We start from the raw sequence: 21,112 nt of genomic DNA, 5'->3' as shown, positions 1-21,112 counted from the left end.
GATGACGAGCGACGACACGAAGAACCAGAACCTCACGCCCGAACAGCAGCAGGTCCAGGACGCCTCGACCATCAAGGCCCGCTTCACCGCCACCGACACCGCCGAGCGCCTCTCCGCCGCGTTCGAGCGCATGGGCATGGGCCCCGGCAGCGGCCCCGGCGGCCTCCTCGGCAAGACGAGCTTCGAGAACGCCCAGCTGAACGCCATCCTGGACGTCCTCGAAGCGGCCAACCCCAGCGACCTCGAAGCCGCCGGTGACGCCCTCCAGCAGGCGTGCAAGGAGCTCAACAAGGCCGCGAACGCCCTGAAGAAGGACGCGGCGATCGTCGACCTCAAGGGTGAGGCGGGCACCGAGTTCCAGCGGTACGCGGGCGAGCTCGCCACCTACACCTTCAACCTCGCGAGCTTCGCCAACGTCGTGGGCGCCCAGATGAAGGTCGCCAGCGAGGGCCTCACCTCCGTCCGCAACGCCAGGCCGCCCCGCGACGGCCGCCCGGACCCGAAGAAGCCCACGGACTTCCCCCCGGACAAGCGCACGGCGGACAACGAGGACTACCAGAAGGCCGTGAAGGCGGAGCGCGACCGCCAGGAGGCCATCAACCAGATCAACCGCCTGGCGTCGTTCTACGCGGTCTCGGAGATGACCCTGGCCGGCCAGGAGGCGCCGAAGCTGCCGGAGCGGCTGAAGGTGGACGTGCCAAGGCCGAGCGGTGGGGGCGGAATCAGTGACGGCCCGAGTTCTGCGTCATCGTCAGCGTCGGTAGGTATGCCGAGTCACCGGACGTCGCAGGCTGACGCACCGCCGATGGCCGGAGGCGTGGACCCCACACGCGGTGTGCGTCCCCAGTTGCCTGATGCACCGCCGACCCAACCGTTCCCTGACACCTCGATGAGGATCGACACGGTCGCCACCCCGCCCGCGCCGACTCTGCCCCCGACTTCGACGCTGCCCCCGTCCCCGGCAGGACCGCCTGGCCAGGGCACCGGCCCGTTCGTACCGCCCGTGGCACCCGGCCTGCCTGCGCCTGGGCGGGGCGGCGGTGGCGGCCGGTTCGTCAACCCGCCGTCCGCCACCAAGGCTGGCGGCCCTCCGCAGGCCGTCGGTCGAGCGGGCGGCGGCCAGGCCGGTCCCGTGGCGCGCTCTGGCGGACCGGGACAAGCGCAGGCCGTGGGCCGCCATACCAATGCCCCGACCGGACGACCGAACGTGGTCGGCGGCCCGGGACAGAGTCCCGTCACGGGCCGTGCCACCGGTACTTCCGGCGCCATGACCGGGCGTGCGGGAGGCCCCGCGCCCGCCGTCGGCCGACCGACCGGCATCGTCGGCGGTACGCCGCAACAGCGCACGGCCACCGGCCCTTCGGGTTCGGCGTCCCGCATCCCGCGCGGGACGGTCATCGGCGGCGAGGGGGCCGCCCAGGCGCGCGGCTCCGTGGGCCGTCCCGGTCAGACGGGCGTGGTCGGCGCACAGGGTGCGGCTGCTCCGCGTCCCGCTGGTCGCGGCACCCCCAGCGTCAACGGAGTGGTCGGCACGCCTCGCGGCGGTGCCGCACCGCGATCCCAGCGGCCGGTGGGCAACGACGAGGAGTCCGGCGGCTCCGAGCGGCCGGACTACCTGGTGGAAGACGAAGAGACCTGGGCGGTACGACGGCGTGGTGCCGTTCCGCCGGTGATCAACTGATCGTGGGAAAGGCGCAGGGAGCCGGAATGGCAGCAGGAAAGACGACACGATCGCGCGAGCGCCTGACGTGCGGCGTGGCACTCGTCGGTGCGTGGGTCATCGGGTTCGCCGGCCTGGCTCCCTCCGCCGCGGCCGCCGACATGCGCGCCGAGCAGTGGTACCTGGACGCGATGCACGTCGATGACATCTGGAAGAAGAGCACCGGCAAGGGCATCACCGTCGCCGTCATCGACTCCGGCGTGAACGCCTCGACCGACGCGCTTAAGGGGCAGGTGCTCAGGGGAATCGACGTCACCAAGGTCGACGGCAAGACCGACGACTATGACGGCCACGGCACCACCATGGCCGAACTCATTGCTGGTACCGGCCATAGCGGCAGCATCCAAGGGCTGGCGCCAGGCGCGAAGATCGTGCCCATTCGCATCGGCTTCAAAGACAGCGCGTACGACAAGAACGTCTGGGACATCGAGGACGCCATCCGGGCTGCGGCTGACAGCGATGCGCAGATCATCAACATGTCCATCAGCTCGGAGTTCAAGACCGACCGCATGGTTGAGGCCGCGAAGTACGCCAGAAGCAAGGGTAAGTTGCTGTTCGCTGGCACCGGAAACACCGGAGACGAAGACAACAAGGCGGCGTACCCTGCGGCTCTTGCGGAAGTGGTCGGGGTAGCGGCGACCGACCGTGAAGGGAAGGTCGGGGAGTTCTCCCAGCATGGCAGCACTGTGGACATCGCCGCCCCCGGCAAGGATGTCCCCAGCTGGTGTGATGCCAAATTCCAGGAGTACTGCTCCGGCCAGCAGGGCACGTCTCACGCCACCGCCATCGCCTCCGCCTCCGCGGCGCTCATCTGGTCCGCGCACCCGGACTGGACCGCGAACCAGGTGCTGCGCGTGATGTTCGAGAGCGCCGGCAGGAGCGAGGGGTGGAAGGCCGGTACGACCAGCAGCTACCTCGGCCACGGCATCGTCCGCCCCAACGCCCACCTCACCCGCGGTCTGGGCAAGCCCGGTGACCCGGGTGTCAGTCCGCTGGCGGACGAGAACGCCCCCGCTGCCAGCGGCGGTTCGTCCGCCTCGCCCGCCGCATCCGCCTCACCAGGCACATCTGCACCAGGTTCGTCACAGAGCCCGCAGGGCGCGCCCGCTCCCGGCTCGACCGTGGCAGGCTCCAGCGAGAACACCGCGAAGGCTGACGACGGCATGCCGCTCGGCCTCGTGCTCGGCGGTGCCGCGGCCGTGGTCGTCGTGGCGGGAGGCGCCTTCGCCCTCGTCCGCAGGCGCCGTACCGCCTAGCCGGACCCCCGAGCGGCGGGCCGCGGCCCCCGCCCGCATCCGACGGTGGCGAACCGGACCACCGAGACCCTCCAGAGAGGAAGACACCCGCATGGCAGTCCAGAAGGTCAATGGCGTTGCGCTGAAGGGGCTCCAGGACGAGCTCTCCAGCAACTTCGACGACGTCAAGAGCCAGCTGTCCGTCCTGCAGGCCACGATCGACAGCCTGGAAGGCGCCTGGGCCGGTATCGGTGCCGGTGCGTTCAACCAGAAGCAGGACGCGATCAACCGGAACATGGTCGACATCGGCAAGCTCCTCCTGAACTACCAGGAGGCCATCCAGGCCGCGCGCACCATCGCCGGCAACACCGACACCGAGGTCGAGGCCGCCCTCCGCGGTGTGGACGTCGTCGACGGCTACTCCGGTGACGCCAAGGCCGAGGCCCGCACCTCGAACCTCAACAACTACTGATCCACCCCCGGCCGTGCACGTCTCGGCCGGTACACCAAGCTTGACGCGGTTGGAGGACCGATGGCGAACAACAACGACGGCACGATGATCGTCACTTACGCGCGGCTCGAGGACGCCGCGCGTGACATCAAGAAGCAGGCGGACCGCCTGGACCAGAGCCTGAAGGCCATCAAGGCCAAGATCAACTCGATCTCGGAGCTCTGGCAGGGTGACGCCCGCGAGGCGTACAACACCGCGCAGGCCGAGTGGGACCGCAAGGCGATGGCCATCCACACCTCGCTGATCCAGATCTCGAACGCGGTCCGCGAGGCGGCCCCGGCGTACCAGCAGGGCGACAAGAAGGCCGCGTCGAACTTCATGTGAGCGGGCTGGGCCGCCAGGCGGCCGAAGTGACGGGGGCGGACACGCGCGGGAGGTGTCCGCCCCTTCGTCATGCCCCCGCCCTCCGGACCCGTCGCCCGCGCCCCGCGAACCCGTCGCCCGTGCCGCGCCCCGCGCCCACCAGCCGCCCGCCACCCGCCGCCACCCCCCGGCAGCCCGGACGGACGGCCCTGGCAGCCCCCGTACACGCCGAAGGGGCGCCCGCCACAGCGAGCGCCCCCGCGCCGTACAAACACCAGCACCGGCCCCGGACCCCAGGCCCGCCACCGGCACCAGCACCGGCCCCGGACCCCAGGCCCGTCACCGCCACCGGCTCCGACCCCGGTCCCCAGTCCCCAGGCCCGTCACCGCCGCCGGCCCCGGTCCCCCTACCGGACGTCCGACGGCATGAGGCCGGTCTGCACCAGGGGGTTGCCGCGCCCGCGCGAGACGAACAGGCCGCGGCCCGGGGGCATCGGGCGGGGCCGGACCCCGCCGAGCACCTCGCCCTCGTGCGGGTCGCCCGACAGGAGCACGCCCTGCGCGCCGAGCTCCATCATGCGCTGCATGAACGGCTCGTACGACGAGCGGCTGGCGCCGGCCGAGTTGCGGGCGATGATGAAGCGGACGCCCACGTCCCGCGCGAACGGCAGCATCTCGGTGAGCGCCGCCAGCGGGTTGCCGCTGGACGTCGACACCAGGTCGTAGTCGTCCACCACGACGTACACCGACGGCCCCTGCCACCAGCTGCGGTCCCGCAGCTGCTGCGCCGTGACGTCCTCCGACGGGGTGCGGCGCCGCATCAGCCCCGACAGGGCGTCCACGTGGTGCTCCATGTTGTTGGACATGGGCACGTACTCGGCGAGGTGCGTCGCCGGGGTCGCGTCCAGCAGCGCGCGGCGGTTGTCGATGACGAACAGCTTGCAGCTGTCGCCGTCGTACCGCTCGCTGAGCTGCTTGATCAGCAGCCGCAGCAGGTTCGTCTTGCCGGACTCGCTCTCGCCGAAGACCAGGAAGAACGGGTCCTTCTCGAAGTTGACGAAGACCGGCGCCAGGTTGTTCTCGTCGATCGCGAAGGCGACGCCGCGCTCCGGGTGGGCGAAGCCCGCGGGGAGGTTCCGCGCGGGCAGCTCGCGCGGCAGCAGCCGTACGGCCGGGGCGCCCGGCAGCGTCCAGTGGCGGGACACCTCCTGCGCCATCGCCGCGGTCGCCTCCGACAGGTCGCTGTCGGAGTTGATGCTGTCGATGCGCGGCACCGCCGCCATGAAGTGCAGCTTCTCCGGTGTGAGGCCGCGCCCGGGCACCCCGGCCGGGACGTTCTGCGCGACCCTGCGGTCCAGCTCGGAGTCCATCGGGTCACCGAGCCGCAGCTCCAGCCGGTTCATCAGGTGGTCCTTGAGGTTGGCGCGCACCTCCATGGAGCGGGACGCCGTGAGGACCAGGTGGATGCCGTAGCCGAGGCCGCGCGCCGCGATGTCCATGACGAGGTGCTCGAGCCCCTCGTAGTCGGTGCGGAAGCTGCCCCAGCCGTCGATGACGAGGAACACGTCGCCGAACGGCTGGTCCGTCACCGAGATGTCGCCGCGCGCCCGCAGCCGCCGGTAGGTGCCGATCGAGTCGATGCCGGAGGCCCGGAAGTACTCCTCGCGGCGCGACAGGATGCCGTACACCTCGGAGACCGTGCGCCGCACCCGCTCCGGGTCGAGGCGGGAGGCGACCCCGCCCACGTGGGGCAGGCCGGCGATCGACGACAGGCCGCCACCGCCGAAGTCGAGCCCGTAGAACTGCACCTCGTGCGGCGTGTGCGTGAGCGCGAACGCCGAGACGAGCGTCCGCAGCAGCGTCGACTTGCCGGACTGCGGGCCGCCGACGATCTGCATGTGGCCGGCCGCGCCGGAGAAGTCCCGGTACAGGGTGTCGCGCCGCTGCTCGAAGGGCTTGTCGACGACGCCCAGCGGCACGACCAGCCGGCCCGCGCCCTCGAAGCCCGGCTGGGTCAGCCCCCGGCCCGGCACCTCGGAGAGGCCCGGCAGCAGCTCGTCCAGCGGCGGCGGGTTGTCCAGCGGCGGCAGCCACACCTGGTGGGCCTCCACACCGCGCCCCTCCAGCCGGCGCACGATCACGTCGAGGACCGAGTCGGCCAGCGCCTCGTCCTCCGCCCGGCCGCCCTCGGGGCGGTCCGCCCGCGCCGACGGCTGCACGTACCGGATCGGCACCGGCGCCGCCGTGAACGGCACCGGCCGCCGGTCCACCGGCAGGGGGCCGCCGGAGTCGGCGAGCGCGTGCGTGTGGGAGCGGTACACGCCGGAGACGTACGCGGCCTTGAACCGCACCATCTCGTCCGTGCCGTACTTCAGGTAGCCGGAGCCCGGCACGTTCGGCAGGTGGTACGCGTCGGGCACGCCGATCGCCGCCCGCGACTCGGCGGTGGAGAAGGTCCGCAGGCCGACCCGGTACGACAGGTACGTCTCCAGGCCGCGCAGCCGGCCCTCCTCCAGGCGCTGCGACGCGAGCAGCAGGTGCACGCCGAGGGACCGGCCGATCCGGCCGATCTGCACGAACATCTCGATGAAGTCCGGCTTGGCGGTGAGCAGCTCGCTGAACTCGTCGATGACGAGGACCAGCGAGGGGATCGGCTGGAGCGCGGCGCCCGCCGCGCGCGCCTTCTCGTAGTCGTGGATGTTCGCGTAGTTGCCCGCGTCGCGCAGCATCTCCTGGCGCCGGTTGAGCTCGCCGCGGATGGAGTCGCCCATCCGGTCGACCAGCGTCAGGTCGTCCGCCAGGTTGGTGATGACGGCGGCGACGTGCGGCATCTGCGACATGCCGGCGAAGGTCGCGCCGCCCTTGAAGTCCGCGAGGACGAAGTTCAACGTCTCCGACGAGTGCGTGACCGCGAGGCCCAGCACCAGCGTGCGCAGCAGCTCCGACTTGCCGGAACCGGTCGCGCCGACGCACAGGCCGTGCGGGCCCATGCCCTCCTGCGCGGCCTCCTTCAGGTCGAGCATGACCGGGGAGCCGTCCTCGCCGACACCGATCGGCACGCGCAGCCGCTCCGACTGCGAACGCGGCCGCCAGGTGCGGCTGACGTCGACCGACGCGGCGTCGCCCAGGTTCAGCAGGTCGGTGAACTCCAGGTTCGCCAGCAGCGGCTCGTCGTCGTCGCCGCCCGACGCCACCCGCAGCGGCGCCAACTGCCGGGCGAGCGCCTCCGCCGCCTCCAGGCTCAGCCCGTCCGGCATGCCCTCGTACACGTGCCCGTGGCCCGACTCCAGGCGCAGCTCGCCGGGGTGCACGACCACCGACAGCTGACCGCGCGCCCCGGCGCCCTCGCCGCGGACGACCTCGATGATGGTCACGCCCTGGAGGCCCTCCGGCGCGGCGAGCGGCGACATCGGCGGGACGGTCTGCCCGTCGAGCACCACCACCAGGTGCGGCTGGTCCAGCAGCGGGTTGTCCCCGCCCTGGAACCGCGGCCGCCCCTCCAGCAGCCCGGCGAGGAGGTCCTGCAGGTCCGTCGGGTCCGTCGTGATGAGGCGGCGCGTGCCCGCCCCGTCGACGGCGCCGCGCGCCTGCACGTGCGGCAGCCATTTGGCCCACTCCCACCGGTCGGCCGCGTCCGGGCCCGTGGCGACGGCGACGACCAGGTCCTCCGGCGAGTGCAGCGACGCCAGCGAGCCGACCATCGCGCGCGCGGCGGCCCGTACCGACTCCTGCTCACCGCTCACCGTGACGTGGTAGAACGCCCGCAGCGACACCGCCATGGGCAGCCCGTCGAGCGTGGCGTGCGTCGCCAGGAACCGGCGCATCGCCCCGGCCGTCAGCGGCTCCAGGTCGTCCACCGGCGCCGTCTCCGGGGGGACGAGGGGCGTGGCGAGCTGCTGGCTGCCCAGGCCGACGCGGACCTGGCCGAAGTCGTCGTCGCCCACGCGCCGCTCCCACACCCGGCTGCCCTCGGCGACGAGCGCCCACAGCTGCTCGGGGGAGGGGTGCAGGTAGAACTGGGCGTCCCGCTGCTTGCGCGCCGTGCGCAGCACCGCCCGCCGCGTCTGGTTCAGGTACGTCAGGTAGTCGCGCCGCAGGTCCGCCAGCTGCCCCTGCGTACCGCGCCGGTAGCGCACCAGCATGGCGATGCCCATGCCGAGCGTCGACGCGATCATCACCATGCCCATGATCCGCATGATCGGGTTCGGCGTCATGAAGAAGAAGACGACGGACCCGCCCATGCCGAGCATCGGCAGGATCTGCATCAGAGCGCCCTCCTGCTGTCCTCGGGGCAGCTCGGGAGGCGGTTGCACCTGCACCTGCGTACCGGGCACTTCGGATGGCAGGACCCGTGGTGGGCGCTTGACGACGATCTGACTCACAGCTCACCAATTCCCTTGCCGGACGGAAACGTTCCTATTCGGCGCCCCCGTGGCGACGGGTTCCATCCGCGGATGGGGATCCTACTTGCGTGGGGGCCGGGGACCGGGCGGTAGGGTGACGCGACGGATTTGCGCAGCCGTGAACTACCGCAAAACAAGGGACATTCGGAGCGCACCCCGCACCCCGGGCCCCGCACCCCGCGGCCGCACCCCGCGCCCCGGTCACCCGGGTCCGCGCCGACGGGTCGCGGAACCGGCCGCGGAACCGGCCGCGGAGCCAGCCGGCCACAGAACCACCCGGCACACAACCACCGAGCCACCGAGCCACAGAACCACGAGGGGAAGCAGAAGGTGAGCATGACGGCCCCAGCGGCGGCCACCACGACCGGTCACCCGGGTCCCGCGACGCCGTCCGGCGGCGGAACCGGCTTCTGCCGCGTCACCGTCGTCGCGCCGGACGGCCGCGTCGACGTGGCGCTGCCCGAGGACATCCCGGTCGCCGACCTGTACCCGGAGATCCTCAGGCTCTCCGGCCAGAGCCCGGTCGAGGGCGGCCCGGTCGGCTACCACCTGGTGCGCCGCGACGGGACGGTGCTCGACTCCGCCCGCTCCCTGTCCGCGCAGCGCATCCTCGACGGGGAACTGCTCTCCCTGCGGCCCTTCGCCGAGTCGCTGCCCCCGGCGGTCTTCGACGACGTCTCGGACGCCGTCGCCTCCGCCGTCGCCCGCGACCGCAGGTTCTGGACCGACGGCCTGATGCGCGGCTCCGGCCTCTTCGGCGGCTCGGTGCTGCTCGTGCTGCTCGCCTTCGTCCTGTGGCAGGCCGACCCGCGCCACGACATGCACGGCCTGCCGGGCATCCTCGCCGGCGTCGCCGCGCTGCTCCTGCTCTCCCTCGCCTGCGTCCGCGCCCGCGTGTACGGGGACCGCGGCTCGGCCGTCGCCCTCGGCGTCGGCGCGATGGCGAACGCCGCGGTGGGCGGCTCCGGACTGCTGTCGCTCGCCGCCGGGCACGGACCGGGCCGGCTCCAGTTCCTCCTCGCCTGCGCCGCCGTGCTCGTCACGTCGCTGATCCTGATGCTGGTCGCCCCGTCCGGCGACAGCCCGTTCGTCGCGTTCGTCTTCGCCTCCACCGTGGGCCTGCTCGTCTCGTTCGTCGCGATCCTCACCGGCATGACGCCCGTCGAGACCGCCGCCGTCTGCCCGCCCGTCGCCGCCGGCGCCTTGGCGTTCCTTCCGAGCCTGTCGACCCGCTTCGCCCGCCTGCCCATCGGCTTCGACCCGCCCCGCACCAGCGTCGGCGGGTACGACGCCGGCGACACCCCGCCGCAGGGCCCCGTCGACGCCGTCCGCATCGCCGCCCAGGCCCGCCGCGGCCACGAGCTGCTCGTCGGCCTCGTCGGCGGCTGCGCCCTGGTCACCGCCACCGCGGCCGGGGTGCTCGGCTTCTCCGACAACGTCTGGGGACAGCTCCTCGCCCTCGCCACCGGCGCCGCGATGATGATGCGCGCGCACCTGTTCCGCTACTCCGCTCAGGTGGGCTGCGCCCTCGCGGCCGGGCTCGGCTCCCTCGTCCTCCTCGGTCTCGGCCTCGCCGTCAACCCGCCGGAGGGCCTCGTCCGCGCCGCGCTGCGCGGGGACGGCGGGGCGCTCGACCTGCGCACCATCTGGCTCGCCGCCGCCATCGCCGCCGTCGCCGCCCTGATCGTCGCCATCGGACTGATCGTGCCGAACAAGGGCGTCACCCCGTTCTGGGGCCGCTTCCTGGAGATCGCCGAGGGCTTCTTCCTGCTCACGCTCGTCCCGCTCTGCCTCGCGGTCTTCGACGTCTACCACGCGATCCGGGCCCTCACGTCCTAGCCCGCACCCGCCGGCTGGTACGCTGTGTGACGGCCGTTTGTGTACGCGCCCCCGGAGCATCTGGGAGCAGCGCTCATCGCGCCTTCGCCTCCGAGTCACGGAAGTCCCCCTGAGACCCAGACCAGGGGCACTCGCAGGCGCTTCGAACACCCTGAGGAGTACGCGTGTCTCTCGACGCCGCCACCAAGAAGCAGATCATGGCCGAGTTCGGCACCAAGGAGGGCGACACCGGCTCCCCCGAGGTCCAGGTCGCGATGCTCTCCCGCCGCATCTCGGACCTGACCGAGCACCTCAAGACGCACAAGCACGACCACCACTCCCGCCGTGGTCTGCTGATCCTCGTCGGCCAGCGCCGCCGCCTGCTGCAGTACCTGGCCAAGAAGGACATCCAGCGCTTCCGCGCCCTGGTCGACCGCCTCGGCATCCGCCGCGGTGCGGCCGGCGGCGCCAAGTAAGACGCCGTGAAGGGAGCGGTTCCCGACCGACCGGGAGCCGCTCCCTTTGCTGTACGCGTGTAATCCGCGCGGCGACCGGAAATGCGATCCTGGGTGGAAGCTCAGTAATCTGGTCGCACGAGACACACCGCGCGACGGTCCGCCGCACGGCGGATCACCGCACGGTGCACCGCACCAAGAAGTACCGCACCAAGAAGTACCGCACGAAGAAGCACAGCACGACGACAGACCGCACGACGACACAGCGCATGACGTGACACCCCCCGGTGTCACCCCATGACGCCACCGTGACGCGCATCCCGCGCGGACACGGTGGGACCGGAGAGACCGCCCCCGCCGTCGCCGGTCCTCGGTAGTGGCCCCCGGGCCCCACGGGACACCGTCCCCAAGGGCGCACCCGGGTGCTTCGATCGAAGACCGGCCCGCACACAAGGCGCACCTCTCCGCCCCGTCCCGCGCCACACGGGCGCCGGGCGAAAAGACGACGAGTAGACGGAGACACCGCTGGTGGAGAACGAGACCCACTACGCCGAAGCCGTGATCGACAACGGTTCCTTCGGTACCCGCACCATCCGCTTCGAGACGGGCCGCCTGGCCAAGCAGGCCGCCGGCTCCGCCGTCGCGTACCTGGACGACGACACCATGGTGCTGTCGGCCACGACCGCGTCGAAGAAGCCCAAGGACCAGCTCGACTTCTTCCCCCTCACGGTGGACGTCGAGGAGCGGATGTACGCCGCCGGCAAGATCCCCGGCAGCTTCTTCCGCCGTGAGGGCCGGCCCTCCGAGGACGCGATCCTCACCTGCCGCCTGATCGACCGCCCGCTGCGCCCCTCCTTCAAGAAGGGCCTGCGCAACGAGATCCAGATCGTCGAGACGATCATGGCGCTCAACCCCGACCACCTGTACGACGTGGTCGCCATCAACGCCGCCTCCTGCTCCACGCAGCTGGCCGGCCTGCCCTTCTCCGGCCCGATCGGCGGCACCCGCGTCGCCCTGATCAACGGCCAGTGGGTCGCGTTCCCGACGCACACCGAGCTCGAGGACGCCGTCTTCGACATGGTCGTCGCCGGTCGCGTCCTGGAGGACGGCGACGTCGCGATCATGATGGTCGAGGCCGAGGCCACCGAGAAGACGGTCGAGCTCGTCAAGGGCGGCGCCGAGGCGCCGACCGAGGAGGTCGTCGCCGCCGGTCTCGAGGCCGCGAAGCCCTTCATCAAGGTCCTGTGCAAGGCCCAGTCGGACCTCGCCGCCAAGGCCGCCAAGCCGGTCGGCGAGTTCCCGGTCTTCCTCGAGTACCAGGACGACGTCCTGGAGGCGCTGGCCGCCGCGGTGAAGAGCGAGCTGTCGCAGGCGCTCACCATCGCCGGCAAGCAGGAGCGCGAGGCCGAGCTCGACCGCGTCAAGGAGATCGCCGCCGAGAAGCTGCTCCCGCAGTTCGAGGGCCGCGAGAAGGAGATCTCCGCCGCGTACCGCGCGCTGACCAAGAAGCTGGTCCGCGAGCGCGTCATCAAGGACAAGGTCCGCATCGACGGCCGCGGCCTGACGGACATCCGCACGCTGGCCGCCGAGGTCGAGGCCATCCCGCGCGTGCACGGCTCGGCGCTGTTCGAGCGTGGCGAGACCCAGATCCTGGGCGTCACCACCCTCAACATGCTCCGCATGGAGCAGCAGCTGGACACCCTCTCCCCGGTGACCCGCAAGCGCTACATGCACAACTACAACTTCCCGCCGTACTCCGTCGGCGAGACCGGCCGCGTCGGTTCGCCGAAGCGCCGCGAGATCGGCCACGGCGCGCTCGCCGAGCGCGCGATCGTGCCGGTCCTCCCGACGCGCGAGGAGTTCCCGTACGCGATCCGCCAGGTGTCCGAGGCCCTCGGCTCCAACGGTTCGACGTCCATGGGCTCGGTCTGCGCCTCCACCATGTCGCTGCTGAACGCCGGTGTGCCGCTGAAGGCCCCCGTCGCCGGCATCGCCATGGGCCTCATCTCCGAGGAGGTCGAGGGCAAGACGCACTACGTCGCGCTCACCGACATCCTCGGCGCCGAGGACGCCTTCGGCGACATGGACTTCAAGGTCGCCGGCACCAAGGAGTTCGTCACCGCCCTCCAGCTCGACACCAAGCTGGACGGCATCCCGGCCTCCGTCCTGGCCGCGGCCCTCAAGCAGGCCCGCGACGCCCGCCTCCACATCCTCGACGTGATGATGGAAGCGATCGACACGCCGGACGAGATGTCCCCCAACGCCCCGCGGATCATCACCGTGAAGATCCCCGTGGACAAGATCGGTGAGGTCATCGGCCCCAAGGGCAAGATGATCAACCAGATCCAGGAGGACACCGGCGCCGAGATCACGATCGAGGACGACGGCACCATCTACATCGGTGCCCAGGTCGGCTCGCAGGCCGAGGCCGCCCGCGCCACGATCAACGGCATCGCCAACCCGACCATGCCGGAGGTCGGCGAGCGCTACCTGGGTACGGTCGTCAAGACCACCACCTTCGGCGCGTTCGTCTCCCTGATGCCCGGCAAGGACGGCCTGCTGCACATCTCGCAGATCCGCAAGCTCGCCGGTGGCAAGCGCGTGGAGAACGTCGAGGACGTGCTCGCGGTCGGCTCCAAGGTCCAGGTCGAGATCGCCGAGATCGACCAGCGCGGCAAGCTCTCCCTCGTCCCCGTCATGGCGGACGAGGACGGCGCCGAGGGCGACAAGGACGACACCGACCAGTGACGTCCCGTAGTTCGAAGGCGACGGCCCGCACCTCCTCGGTGGCGCGGGCCGTCGCCCGTACCCAAACGCTCCTCCCGGGCCGCGACGGCATCGGCACCGTCCGCCGCACCACCCTCCCCGGCGGCCTGCGCGTCGTCACCGAGACGCTGCCGTCGGTGCGCTCCGCGACCTTCGGCATCTGGGCGCACGTCGGCTCCCGCGACGAGACGCCCGCCCTCAACGGCGCCACGCACTACCTGGAGCACCTCCTCTTCAAGGGCACCCGCGAGCGCAGCGCCCTCGACATCTCCTCCGCCGTCGACGCGGTGGGCGGCGAGATGAACGCCTTCACGGCGAAGGAGTACACCTGCTACTACGCGCGGGTGCTCGACACGGACCTGCCGCTCGCCATCGACGTCGTGTGCGACATGCTCACCGGCTCGCTGATCCGCGAGGAGGACGTCGACGCCGAGCGCGGCGTCATCCTCGAGGAGATCGCGATGACCGAGGACGACCCGGGTGACGTCGTCCACGACCTCTTCGCGCAGACGATGTTCGGCGACACGCCCCTCGGGCGGCCCGTCCTCGGCACCGTCGACACGATCAACGCCCTCACCCGGGACCAGATCGCCCGCTTCTACAAGAAGCACTACGACCCCACGCACCTCGTCGTCGCCGCCGCCGGCAACGTCGACCACGCCACCGTCGTGCGCCTGGTCCGCCGAGCCTTCGAGAAGGCCGGCGCGCTCACCCGCACGGACGCCGTCCCGGTCGTCCCGCGCGACGGGCACCGCGCGATCCGCACGGCCGGCCGGGTCGAGCTGGTGGGCCGCAGGACCGAGCAGGCGCACGTCGTCCTCGGCATGCCCGGCCTCGCCCGCACCGACGACCGCCGCTGGGCCCTCGGCGTGCTGAACACCGCCCTCGGCGGCGGCATGTCCTCCCGGCTCTTCCAGGAGGTCCGCGAGAAGCGGGGCCTGGCGTACAGCGTGTACTCGTACACCTCGGGCTTCGCCGACTGCGGCCTGTTCGGCGTGTACGCGGGCTGCCGCCCGAGCCAGGTTCACGACGTCCTGCGGATCTGCCGCGACGAGCTGGACCTGGTCGCCCGCGAGGGCCTGACCGACGACGAGGTCCACCGCGCCGTCGGCCAGCTCTCCGGCTCGACCGTCCTCGGCCTGGAGGACACCGGCGCCCTGATGAACCGCATCGGCAAGAGCGAGCTGTGCTGGGGCGACCAGATGTCGGTCGACGACATGCTCGCCCGCATCGCGGCGGTCACCCCGGACGACGTCCGCGCGGTGGCGTCCGAGCTCCTCGGACAGCGGCCCTCGCTCGCGGTGATCGGACCGCTCAAGGACAAGCAGGCGGACCGCCTCCACACGGCCGTCTCCTGACCGACCCCCCGCCGCAACCCGTCCCGTCCCGTAAGGAAGCAAGCATGAGCAAGCTGCGCGTGGCCGTCCTCGGCGCCAAGGGCCGCATCGGCTCCGAGGCGGTACGAGCCGTGGAGGCCGCCGACGACATGGAGCTCGTCGCGGCCCTCGGCCGGGGCGACTCGCTGGACGCGCTCACCGAAGCCGGCGCCCAGGTCGCCGTCGAGCTGACCACGCCGGACTCGGTGATGGACAACCTCGACCACTGCCTCCGCCACGGCATCCACGCCGTCGTCGGCACGACGGGCTGGACCGACGAACGCCTCGCGCACCTGCGCGGGCAGCTCGACGCCAGCCCCGGCACGGGCGTCCTCATCGCCCCGAACTTCTCCATCGGCGCCGTGCTGACCATGAGGTTCGCGCAGCTCGCCGCCCCGTACTTCGAGTCCGTCGAGGTCGTTGAGCTGCACCACCCGCGCAAGGTCGACGCCCCCTCCGGCACCGCCACCCGCACCGCGCAGCTCATCGCCGCCGCCCGCGCCGAGGCGGGCTGCCCCCCGCAGCCCGACGCCACCACCACGGGCCTGGAGGGCGCGCGCGGCGCCGACGTCGACGGCGTCCCCGTCCACGCCGTACGCCTCCGCGGCCTCCTCGCCCACCAGGAGGTCCTCCTCGGCGGGGAGGGCGAGACGCTCACCGTCCGCCACGACTCGCTGCACCACAGCAGCTTCATGCCGGGCATCCTGCTGGGCTGCCGCCGCGTCGTCACCACTCCGGGCCTCACCTTCGGCCTGGAGCACTTCCTCGACCTCGGCTGACCCCCATGGGCGCGAAGATCACGTACTTCGTCATGGCCGCCTTCCTGGCGATCTGGTTCGTCCTGGTCGGCGGCCGGGGCCTGGCCCTGATCCGGCAGGGCAGCGCGGTCACCGTCGTGCTGGGGCTCGCGGCGCTGGTGCTGCCGGCCATCGGCGTGTGGTTCCTGTGGATGAACACCCGGTTCGTCACCCGGGCCAACCGCCTGGCGGCCGAGCTGGAGGCGGAGGGCGGCCTGCCCGTCGACGAGCTGCGCCGCACCCCCGACGGCCGGATCGACCGCGAGTCCGCCGACGAGGTGTTCGCCCGCCGCCGGGCGGAGACCGAGGACACCCCGGACGACTGGCGCTGCTGGTTCCGGCTCGCCGTCGCCTACCGCGACGCCCGCGACACCCCGCGGGCCCGCAAGGCGATGCAGCACGCGATCGCCCTCCACGACGGCCGCCCCGCCCCGCGCTGAGCCGACCCGGTCCCTGACGCGCCACCGGCGCCGCGCCCCGGACGGGGTACGGCGCCGGTGGCGCGGCCGCTCCCGGTGGAGCAGCCGCTCGGAACGGAGCGGACGCGCCGCCTACGAGACGGGCGTGTACTCCGCGGTCCACGCCTCGACGGTGTCGGCTGCCCGGTCGAAGGCCTCCACGCGCGACAGGAAGTCGGCGTTGTGGTCGGTGAGCAGCGTCAGCGGCTCCCCCTCACCCTGCCGGTGGAGCACCAGGGCCTGGCCCTGCACGGTGCGCGGCAGGCCGAGCCACCGTACGGGCTGCTGGACGGTGCGGACCGACGCGGCCCGCGTCCACGGCACCGTGGTGGTGCGGAAGAACCGCACGCGCCGCACGCCGTGGCGGCTCACCCACGTGCCGACGCGCAGCAGCCGCAGGGCGACCAGGACGACCAGCGTCGCGGCCGCCAGGCACACGCCCGCCGCGGGCAGCGCGCCGGCCACCGCGATGATCAGCGTCGCCAGCAGCATGAACGAGGCGATCAGCAGGGCCAGGGCGGAGGCCACGACCCGCCAGGGGCCCGGCCGGTACGGGCGACGCCACTGGTCGTGGTCGTCGAACGGCAGCGCCGTGTCGTCGCTCGCGGCGTCGAAGGCACGGTCGGCCGTCAGGAAGGGCAGGGGCACGGCTGTTCCTTAACTCTCTGCACGCTCGTTCGGGCTGTGCCCGGTGAGGCTACCCAGCGGCCCCGTGCCCGGCCACACCAGGGGCGCGTACGGGTCAACGACCCTCGGCTGCCTCGGACTGCTGGGTGTGCCCGGCCGACGGGCCGGCCTGCATCGCCGGCATCCCGAACAGCAGCGACCCCACGAGCCCGGCCACCACGGTCAGCCCGATCAGGGTACGACCGGCGACCTCGGAGACACTGGGACGCTGCCGGGCCGGAGGGGTGACGTTACTGCGGAAGCGGTCGGACTCGGCGACGAACGCGAACGGGACTGCCTCACGCCGGCGGAACATCAGGGTTCTCCTTCGGTGGCTTGTGGTGTTTCGGGGCTGCTACCCCTTCAGACGCGTGTACGCACGGTTTGGTGCCCGTGAATCGATCTCGGTCCGGCAACGTAGAGTGGGCGCGCCCCGTGCGACGCGACTTCGGAAGGACCCGCCGGTGACCGACACCCCCGCCGCGACCCCCCAGGAGCCCGAGGAGCCCCCGGTGCTCCGGCCGAGCTTCCGCAGCGACGTGACCGTGGAGCTGGTCAAGCACAGCGCGGCCGACTCCGACGTGCTGTGGGCGGCCCGGGTCTCGACCGCGGGTGAGCAGTCCCTGGACGAGCTGAGCAAGGACCCGGAGCGCTCCAAGGGCCTGATCAACTACCTGATGCGGGACCGGCACGGCAGCCCCTTCGAGCACAACTCGATGACCTTCTTCATCAGCGCCCCGATCTTCGTGTTCCGCGAGTTCATGCGGCACCGCGTGGGCTGGTCGTACAACGAGGAGTCGGGCCGCTACCGGGAGCTGGAGCCGGTCTTCTACGTCCCGGGCACCGACCGGAAGCTGGTCCAGGAGGGCCGGCCGGGCAAGTACGTCTTCGTCGAGGGCACGGAGCAGCAGCACAAGCTGGTCTCCCACACGATGGAGGAGTCGTACGTCCGGGCGTACACCGCGTACCAGGAGATGCTGGCCGCCGGCGTCGCCCGCGAGGTGGCCCGCGCCGTCCTGCCGGTCGGCTTGTTCTCGTCCATGTACGCCACGTGCAACGCCCGCTCGCTGATGCACTTCCTCGGCCTGCGCACCCAGCACGAGCTGGCGAAGGTGCCTTCGTTCCCGCAGCGCGAGATCGAGATGGTCGGGGAGCGGATGGAGGCCGAGTGGGCCGCGCTCATGCCGCTCACCCACGCCGCCTTCAACAAGAACGGCCGCGTGGCCCCGTAGGGCCGCCGCGGCCGCCGCCCCGAACCGCCGAAACTCCGTTCCGGCTTCTGTACGGATGTACGGATCAGCCGCCCGAAGTGTCCGTATTGCGGCATTCTGAGAAGTTCATCTAGGCTGATCAGACGGACCCGGCACTGCTTGAACCCCCGAGCAGGCAGTGCCGGGCTCCTCTTCCGCACGTCCCCGAGGGGACCCCACGTGCTGAGCAGCGAGTAGCGTGTTACCCATGGCTCCGATCTCCACTCCGCAGACCCCCTTCGGGAGGGTCCTCACCGCCATGGTCACGCCGTTCACGGCGGACGGCGGACTCGACATCGACGGCGCTCAGCGGCTCGCCGCCCACCTCGTGGACGCAGGCAACGACGGCCTGATCGTCAACGGCACCACCGGCGAGTCCCCGACCACCAGCGACGCGGAGAAAGACCAGCTCGTACGGGCGGTCCTGGAGGCCGTGGGCGACCGGGCCCACGTCGTCGCCGGCATCGGCACCAACGACACCCGGCACACCCTGGAGCTGGCCCGCGCCGCCGAACGCGCCGGCGCGCACGGCCTGCTCGCCGTCACGCCGTACTACAACAAGCCGCCGCAGGAGGGCCTCTACCGGCACTTCTCGGCCATCGCCGACGCCACCGAGCTGCCCGTGATGCTCTACGACATCCCCGGCCGCAGCGGCGTCCCGATCGACACGCAGACGATCGTCCGCCTCGCCGAGCACCCCCGTATCGTCGCCAACAAGGACGCCAAGGGCGACCTGGGCCGCGCCAGCTGGGCCATCGCCCGCTCCGGCCTCGCCTGGTACTCCGGCGACGACATGCTCAACCTGCCGCTGCTCTCCGTGGGCGCGGTCGGCTTCGTCTCCGTCGTCGGCCACGTCGTCACCCCCGAGCTGCGGGCCCTCCTGGACGCCCACCTCACGGGCGACGTCCAGAAGGCGACCGAGATCCACCAGCAGCTGCTCCCCGTCTACACCGGCATGTTCCGCACCCAGGGCGTGATCACCACCAAGGCCGCCCTGGCCCTCCAGGGGCTCCCGGCCGGCCCGCTGCGCCTGCCCCTGGTGGAGCTCTCGCCGGCCGAGACCGCCCAGCTCAGGAGCGACCTCGCCGCCGGCGGGGTAGAGGTGTGACAACGGACTTCACAACTCCACAGACAACAGAACAGTCCCCAGCACACGCATGAACGTCACACGCGCCACGTGTCTCAGCGGCACGTGGCGCGCGTGGTGAGGAGAGTCTTTTGAGTCATCCGCATCCTGAACTCGGTGCCCCGCCCAAGCTTCCCCAGGGCGGCCTGCGCGTCACCCCGCTCGGCGGTCTCGGCGAGATCGGCCGCAACATGACCGTCTTCGAGTACGGCGGTCGCCTGCTCATCGTCGACTGCGGCGTCCTCTTCCCCGAGGAGGAGCAGCCGGGCGTCGACCTGATCCTGCCGGACTTCACGACGCTGAAGGACCGCCTCGACGACATCGAGGCGGTGGTCCTCACCCACGGGCACGAGGACCACATCGGCGGCGTGCCCTACCTGCTCCGCCTGAAGCCCGACATCCCGCTGATCGGCTCCAAGCTGACCCTCGCCCTGATCGAGGCGAAGCTCCAGGAGCACCGCATCCGCCCGTACACATTGGAGGTGTCCGAGGGTCACCGGGAGATCCTGGGCGCGTTCGACTGCGAGTTCATCGCGGTCAACCACTCCATCCCGGACGCCCTGGCCGTCGCCATCCGCACCCCCGCGGGCATGGTGGTGCACACGGGCGACTTCAAGATGGACCAGCTGCCGCTGGACAACCGCCTCACCGACCTGCACGCGTTCGCCCGCCTCAGCGAGGAGGGCATCGACCTCCTGCTGTCGGACTCGACCAACGCCGAGGTGCCGGGCTTCGTCCCGCCGGAGCGCGACATCTCGAACGTGCTGCGGAACGTCTTCGCGAACGCCCAGAAGCGGATCATCGTGGCGAGCTTCGCCAGCCACGTCCACCGCATCCAGCAGATCCTGGACGCCGCCCACGAGTACGGGCGCCGGGTGGCCTTCGTCGGCCGCTCCATGGTCCGCAACATGGGCATCGCCCGTGACCTGGGCTACCTGCGGGTGCCGCCGGGCCTGGTGGTCGACGTGAAGACGCTGGACGACCTGCCCGACCACGAGGTCGTGCTCGTCTGCACGGGCTCGCAGGGCGAACCGATGGCGGCCCTGTCCCGGATGGCCAACCGGGACCACCAGATCCGCATCGTCCAGGGCGACACGGTCATCCTGGCGTCGTCCCTGATCCCGGGCAACGAGAACGCGGTCTACCGCGTGATCAACGGCCTGACCCGCTGGGGCGCCAACGTCGTCCACAAGGGCAACGCCAAGGTCCACGTCTCGGGCCACGCCTCGGCCGGCGAGCTGCTGTACTTCTACAACATCTGCCGGCCGAAGAACCTGATGCCGGTCCACGGCGAGTGGCGCCACCTGCGGGCCAACGCTGAGCTGGGCGCGCTGACCGGCGTGCCGAAGGACCGCATCGTCATCGCCGAGGACGGCGTGGTCGTCGACCTGGTCGGCGGCAAGGCGAGGATCGTCGGCAAGGTCCAGGCCGGCTACGTGTACGTGGACGGCCTCTCGGTCGGCGACGTCACGGAAGGCGCGCTGAAGGACCGCCGCATCCTCGGCGAGGAGGGCATCGTGTCGGTCTTCCTGGTCGTGGACTCCACGTCCGGCAAGATCGTCGGTGGTCCGTTCGTCCACGCCCGCGGCTCGGGCATCGACGACGCGGCGTTCGACGCGGTCCTCCCGAAGGTGGGCGAGGCGCTGAACAAGTCGGCGCAGGACGGCGTGGTGGAGCCGCACCAGCTCCAGCAGCTGATCCGCCGGGTCATCGGCAAGTGGGTGTCGGACACCTACCGCCGCCGGCCGATGATCCTGCCCGTGGTGGTCGAGGTCTGACCCTCTTACCAGGGCCGACCGGAGCGGGGCACCTCGATTTGCATCGGGGCGCCCCGCTCCAGTAGGTTTACGGCTCCGCCCGACGGGAACCCGACCGAGCTACGTGCCGGACAGGGTCCACCGGACCGGGGCGGGAATTCCGACTCAGAACCTCTGATAAAGTCGGGACTCGCCGAAAGGCAAAAGGCCCCCGACGGCCATCGGAAACAGAATCCGGACCGGAAACGGAACGGAAAGCGGATCTGATAGAGTCGGAATCGCCGGAAAGGGAAACGCGAAAGCGGAGAACGGCCCGGCAGCCCGCTCCAGCGGGTGGCAGAGAAGGAAATCGGATCTGCTAGGCTGGAGACACGAAAGACCGAAGGGAAGCGCCCGGAGGAAAGCCCCAGAGGGTGAGTACGAAGGAAGCGTCCGTTCCTTGAGAACTCAACAGCGTGCCAAAAATCAACG

The 21,112-nt window shown here is 71.4% G+C and carries 16 protein-coding genes; 13 read left to right on the top strand and 3 right to left on the bottom strand.

Annotation, left to right across the window (positions count from 1 at the left end; all coding sequences use genetic code 11):
• The first annotated feature begins 1 nt into the window (after position 1).
• The 4 genes from LPA54_RS20845 (at position 2) to LPA54_RS20830 (ending at position 3,790) form a co-directional block, all read left to right on the top strand.
• Positions 2-1,681, top strand: a complete 1,680-nt coding sequence (locus LPA54_RS20845) for a hypothetical protein (RefSeq protein ID WP_228980026.1) — start codon at positions 2-4, stop codon at positions 1,679-1,681.
• A gap of 26 nt (positions 1,682-1,707) precedes the next feature.
• Positions 1,708-2,976, top strand: coding sequence for a S8 family serine peptidase (locus LPA54_RS20840; protein ID WP_228980024.1), 1,269 nt, complete (start codon positions 1,708-1,710; stop codon positions 2,974-2,976).
• Positions 2,977-3,067: 91 nt separating this feature from the next.
• The gene (locus tag LPA54_RS20835) at positions 3,068-3,427 is read left to right on the top strand and encodes a WXG100 family type VII secretion target (RefSeq protein WP_058943790.1); all 360 of its coding nucleotides are present in this window, start codon (positions 3,068-3,070) and stop codon (positions 3,425-3,427) included.
• A gap of 60 nt (positions 3,428-3,487) precedes the next feature.
• Positions 3,488-3,790, top strand: a complete 303-nt coding sequence (locus LPA54_RS20830) for a WXG100 family type VII secretion target (RefSeq protein WP_058943789.1) — start codon at positions 3,488-3,490, stop codon at positions 3,788-3,790.
• Positions 3,791-4,176: 386 nt separating this feature from the next.
• Here LPA54_RS20830 and eccCa read toward each other — a convergent pair whose 3' ends face one another.
• Complete coding sequence (gene eccCa, locus LPA54_RS20825; protein ID WP_228980022.1) at positions 4,177-8,151, bottom strand: type VII secretion protein EccCa; 3,975 nt, start codon at positions 8,149-8,151, stop codon at positions 4,177-4,179.
• Between the two features lie 357 nt (positions 8,152-8,508).
• On the opposite strand from eccCa, the gene eccD reads away from it, so the two are divergent.
• The 6 genes from eccD to LPA54_RS20795 all read left to right on the top strand — a co-directional run bounded on the left by eccD (position 8,509) and on the right by LPA54_RS20795 (position 15,824).
• Positions 8,509-10,011: a type VII secretion integral membrane protein EccD gene (eccD, locus tag LPA54_RS20820; protein ID WP_228980020.1), complete on the top strand. Its 1,503-nt coding sequence runs from the start codon at positions 8,509-8,511 to the stop codon at positions 10,009-10,011.
• Between the two features lie 164 nt (positions 10,012-10,175).
• Positions 10,176-10,466 (top strand): 30S ribosomal protein S15, encoded by a 291-nt coding sequence (gene rpsO / locus LPA54_RS20815; RefSeq protein ID WP_003958228.1) that lies wholly within the window; start codon positions 10,176-10,178, stop codon positions 10,464-10,466.
• Between the two features lie 507 nt (positions 10,467-10,973).
• A complete protein-coding gene (locus LPA54_RS20810; RefSeq protein WP_228980019.1) occupies positions 10,974-13,193 on the top strand; it encodes a polyribonucleotide nucleotidyltransferase in 2,220 nt (739 codons plus the stop codon).
• Complete coding sequence (locus LPA54_RS20805; RefSeq protein ID WP_228980017.1) at positions 13,190-14,569, top strand: pitrilysin family protein; 1,380 nt, start codon at positions 13,190-13,192, stop codon at positions 14,567-14,569. The genes LPA54_RS20810 and LPA54_RS20805 overlap by 4 nt, the downstream gene beginning before the upstream one ends.
• 44 nt (positions 14,570-14,613) lie before the next feature.
• Entirely contained in the window at positions 14,614-15,366 is a 753-nt protein-coding gene (gene dapB / locus LPA54_RS20800; protein WP_228980015.1) for a 4-hydroxy-tetrahydrodipicolinate reductase, read from the top strand.
• 5 nt (positions 15,367-15,371) lie between these two features.
• A complete protein-coding gene (locus LPA54_RS20795) occupies positions 15,372-15,824 on the top strand; it encodes a hypothetical protein (protein WP_228980013.1) in 453 nt (150 codons plus the stop codon).
• Between the two features lie 111 nt (positions 15,825-15,935).
• On the opposite strand, the gene LPA54_RS20790 is transcribed toward LPA54_RS20795, so the two are convergent.
• The gene (locus LPA54_RS20790) at positions 15,936-16,490 is read right to left on the bottom strand and encodes a hypothetical protein (RefSeq protein ID WP_228980012.1); all 555 of its coding nucleotides are present in this window, start codon (positions 16,488-16,490) and stop codon (positions 15,936-15,938) included.
• Positions 16,491-16,584: 94 nt separating this feature from the next.
• Positions 16,585-16,824 (bottom strand): hypothetical protein, encoded by a 240-nt coding sequence (locus LPA54_RS20785; protein ID WP_228980010.1) that lies wholly within the window; start codon positions 16,822-16,824, stop codon positions 16,585-16,587.
• Positions 16,825-17,020: 196 nt separating this feature from the next.
• On the opposite strand from LPA54_RS20785, the gene thyX reads away from it, so the two are divergent.
• From thyX to LPA54_RS20770, 3 genes are all read left to right on the top strand, one after another.
• Complete coding sequence (gene thyX, locus LPA54_RS20780) at positions 17,021-17,740, top strand: FAD-dependent thymidylate synthase (RefSeq protein ID WP_228980204.1); 720 nt, start codon at positions 17,021-17,023, stop codon at positions 17,738-17,740.
• Between the two features lie 226 nt (positions 17,741-17,966).
• Complete coding sequence (gene dapA / locus LPA54_RS20775) at positions 17,967-18,866, top strand: 4-hydroxy-tetrahydrodipicolinate synthase (protein WP_058943782.1); 900 nt, start codon at positions 17,967-17,969, stop codon at positions 18,864-18,866.
• A gap of 110 nt (positions 18,867-18,976) precedes the next feature.
• Positions 18,977-20,662, top strand: coding sequence for a ribonuclease J (locus tag LPA54_RS20770; protein ID WP_228980008.1), 1,686 nt, complete (start codon positions 18,977-18,979; stop codon positions 20,660-20,662).
• The last annotated feature ends 450 nt before the right edge of the window (positions 20,663-21,112 follow it).

It is taken from the genome of Streptomyces sp. DH12, assembly GCF_020873895.1.
GTDB lineage: Bacteria > Actinomycetota > Actinomycetes > Streptomycetales > Streptomycetaceae > Streptomyces.
Note: the sequence above shows the minus strand (reverse complement) of the source record. Positions and strands in the feature narration are given on the sequence as shown.

Excerpts from the sequence above, each read along its gene's own strand:
- LPA54_RS20845 (WP_228980026.1), top strand. The coding sequence starts at position 2 with ATGACGAGCGACGACACGAAGAACCAGAACCTCACGCCCGAACAGCAG.
- LPA54_RS20840 (WP_228980024.1), top strand. The coding sequence starts at position 1,708 with ATGGCAGCAGGAAAGACGACACGATCGCGCGAGCGCCTGACGTGCGGC.
- LPA54_RS20835 (WP_058943790.1), top strand. The coding sequence starts at position 3,068 with ATGGCAGTCCAGAAGGTCAATGGCGTTGCGCTGAAGGGGCTCCAGGAC.
- LPA54_RS20830 (WP_058943789.1), top strand. The coding sequence starts at position 3,488 with ATGGCGAACAACAACGACGGCACGATGATCGTCACTTACGCGCGGCTC.
- eccD (WP_228980020.1), top strand. The coding sequence starts at position 8,509 with ATGACGGCCCCAGCGGCGGCCACCACGACCGGTCACCCGGGTCCCGCG.
- dapB (WP_228980015.1), top strand. The coding sequence starts at position 14,614 with ATGAGCAAGCTGCGCGTGGCCGTCCTCGGCGCCAAGGGCCGCATCGGC.
- LPA54_RS20795 (WP_228980013.1), top strand. The coding sequence starts at position 15,372 with ATGGGCGCGAAGATCACGTACTTCGTCATGGCCGCCTTCCTGGCGATC.
- LPA54_RS20785 (WP_228980010.1), bottom strand. The coding sequence starts at position 16,824 with ATGTTCCGCCGGCGTGAGGCAGTCCCGTTCGCGTTCGTCGCCGAGTCC.
- dapA (WP_058943782.1), top strand. The coding sequence starts at position 17,967 with ATGGCTCCGATCTCCACTCCGCAGACCCCCTTCGGGAGGGTCCTCACC.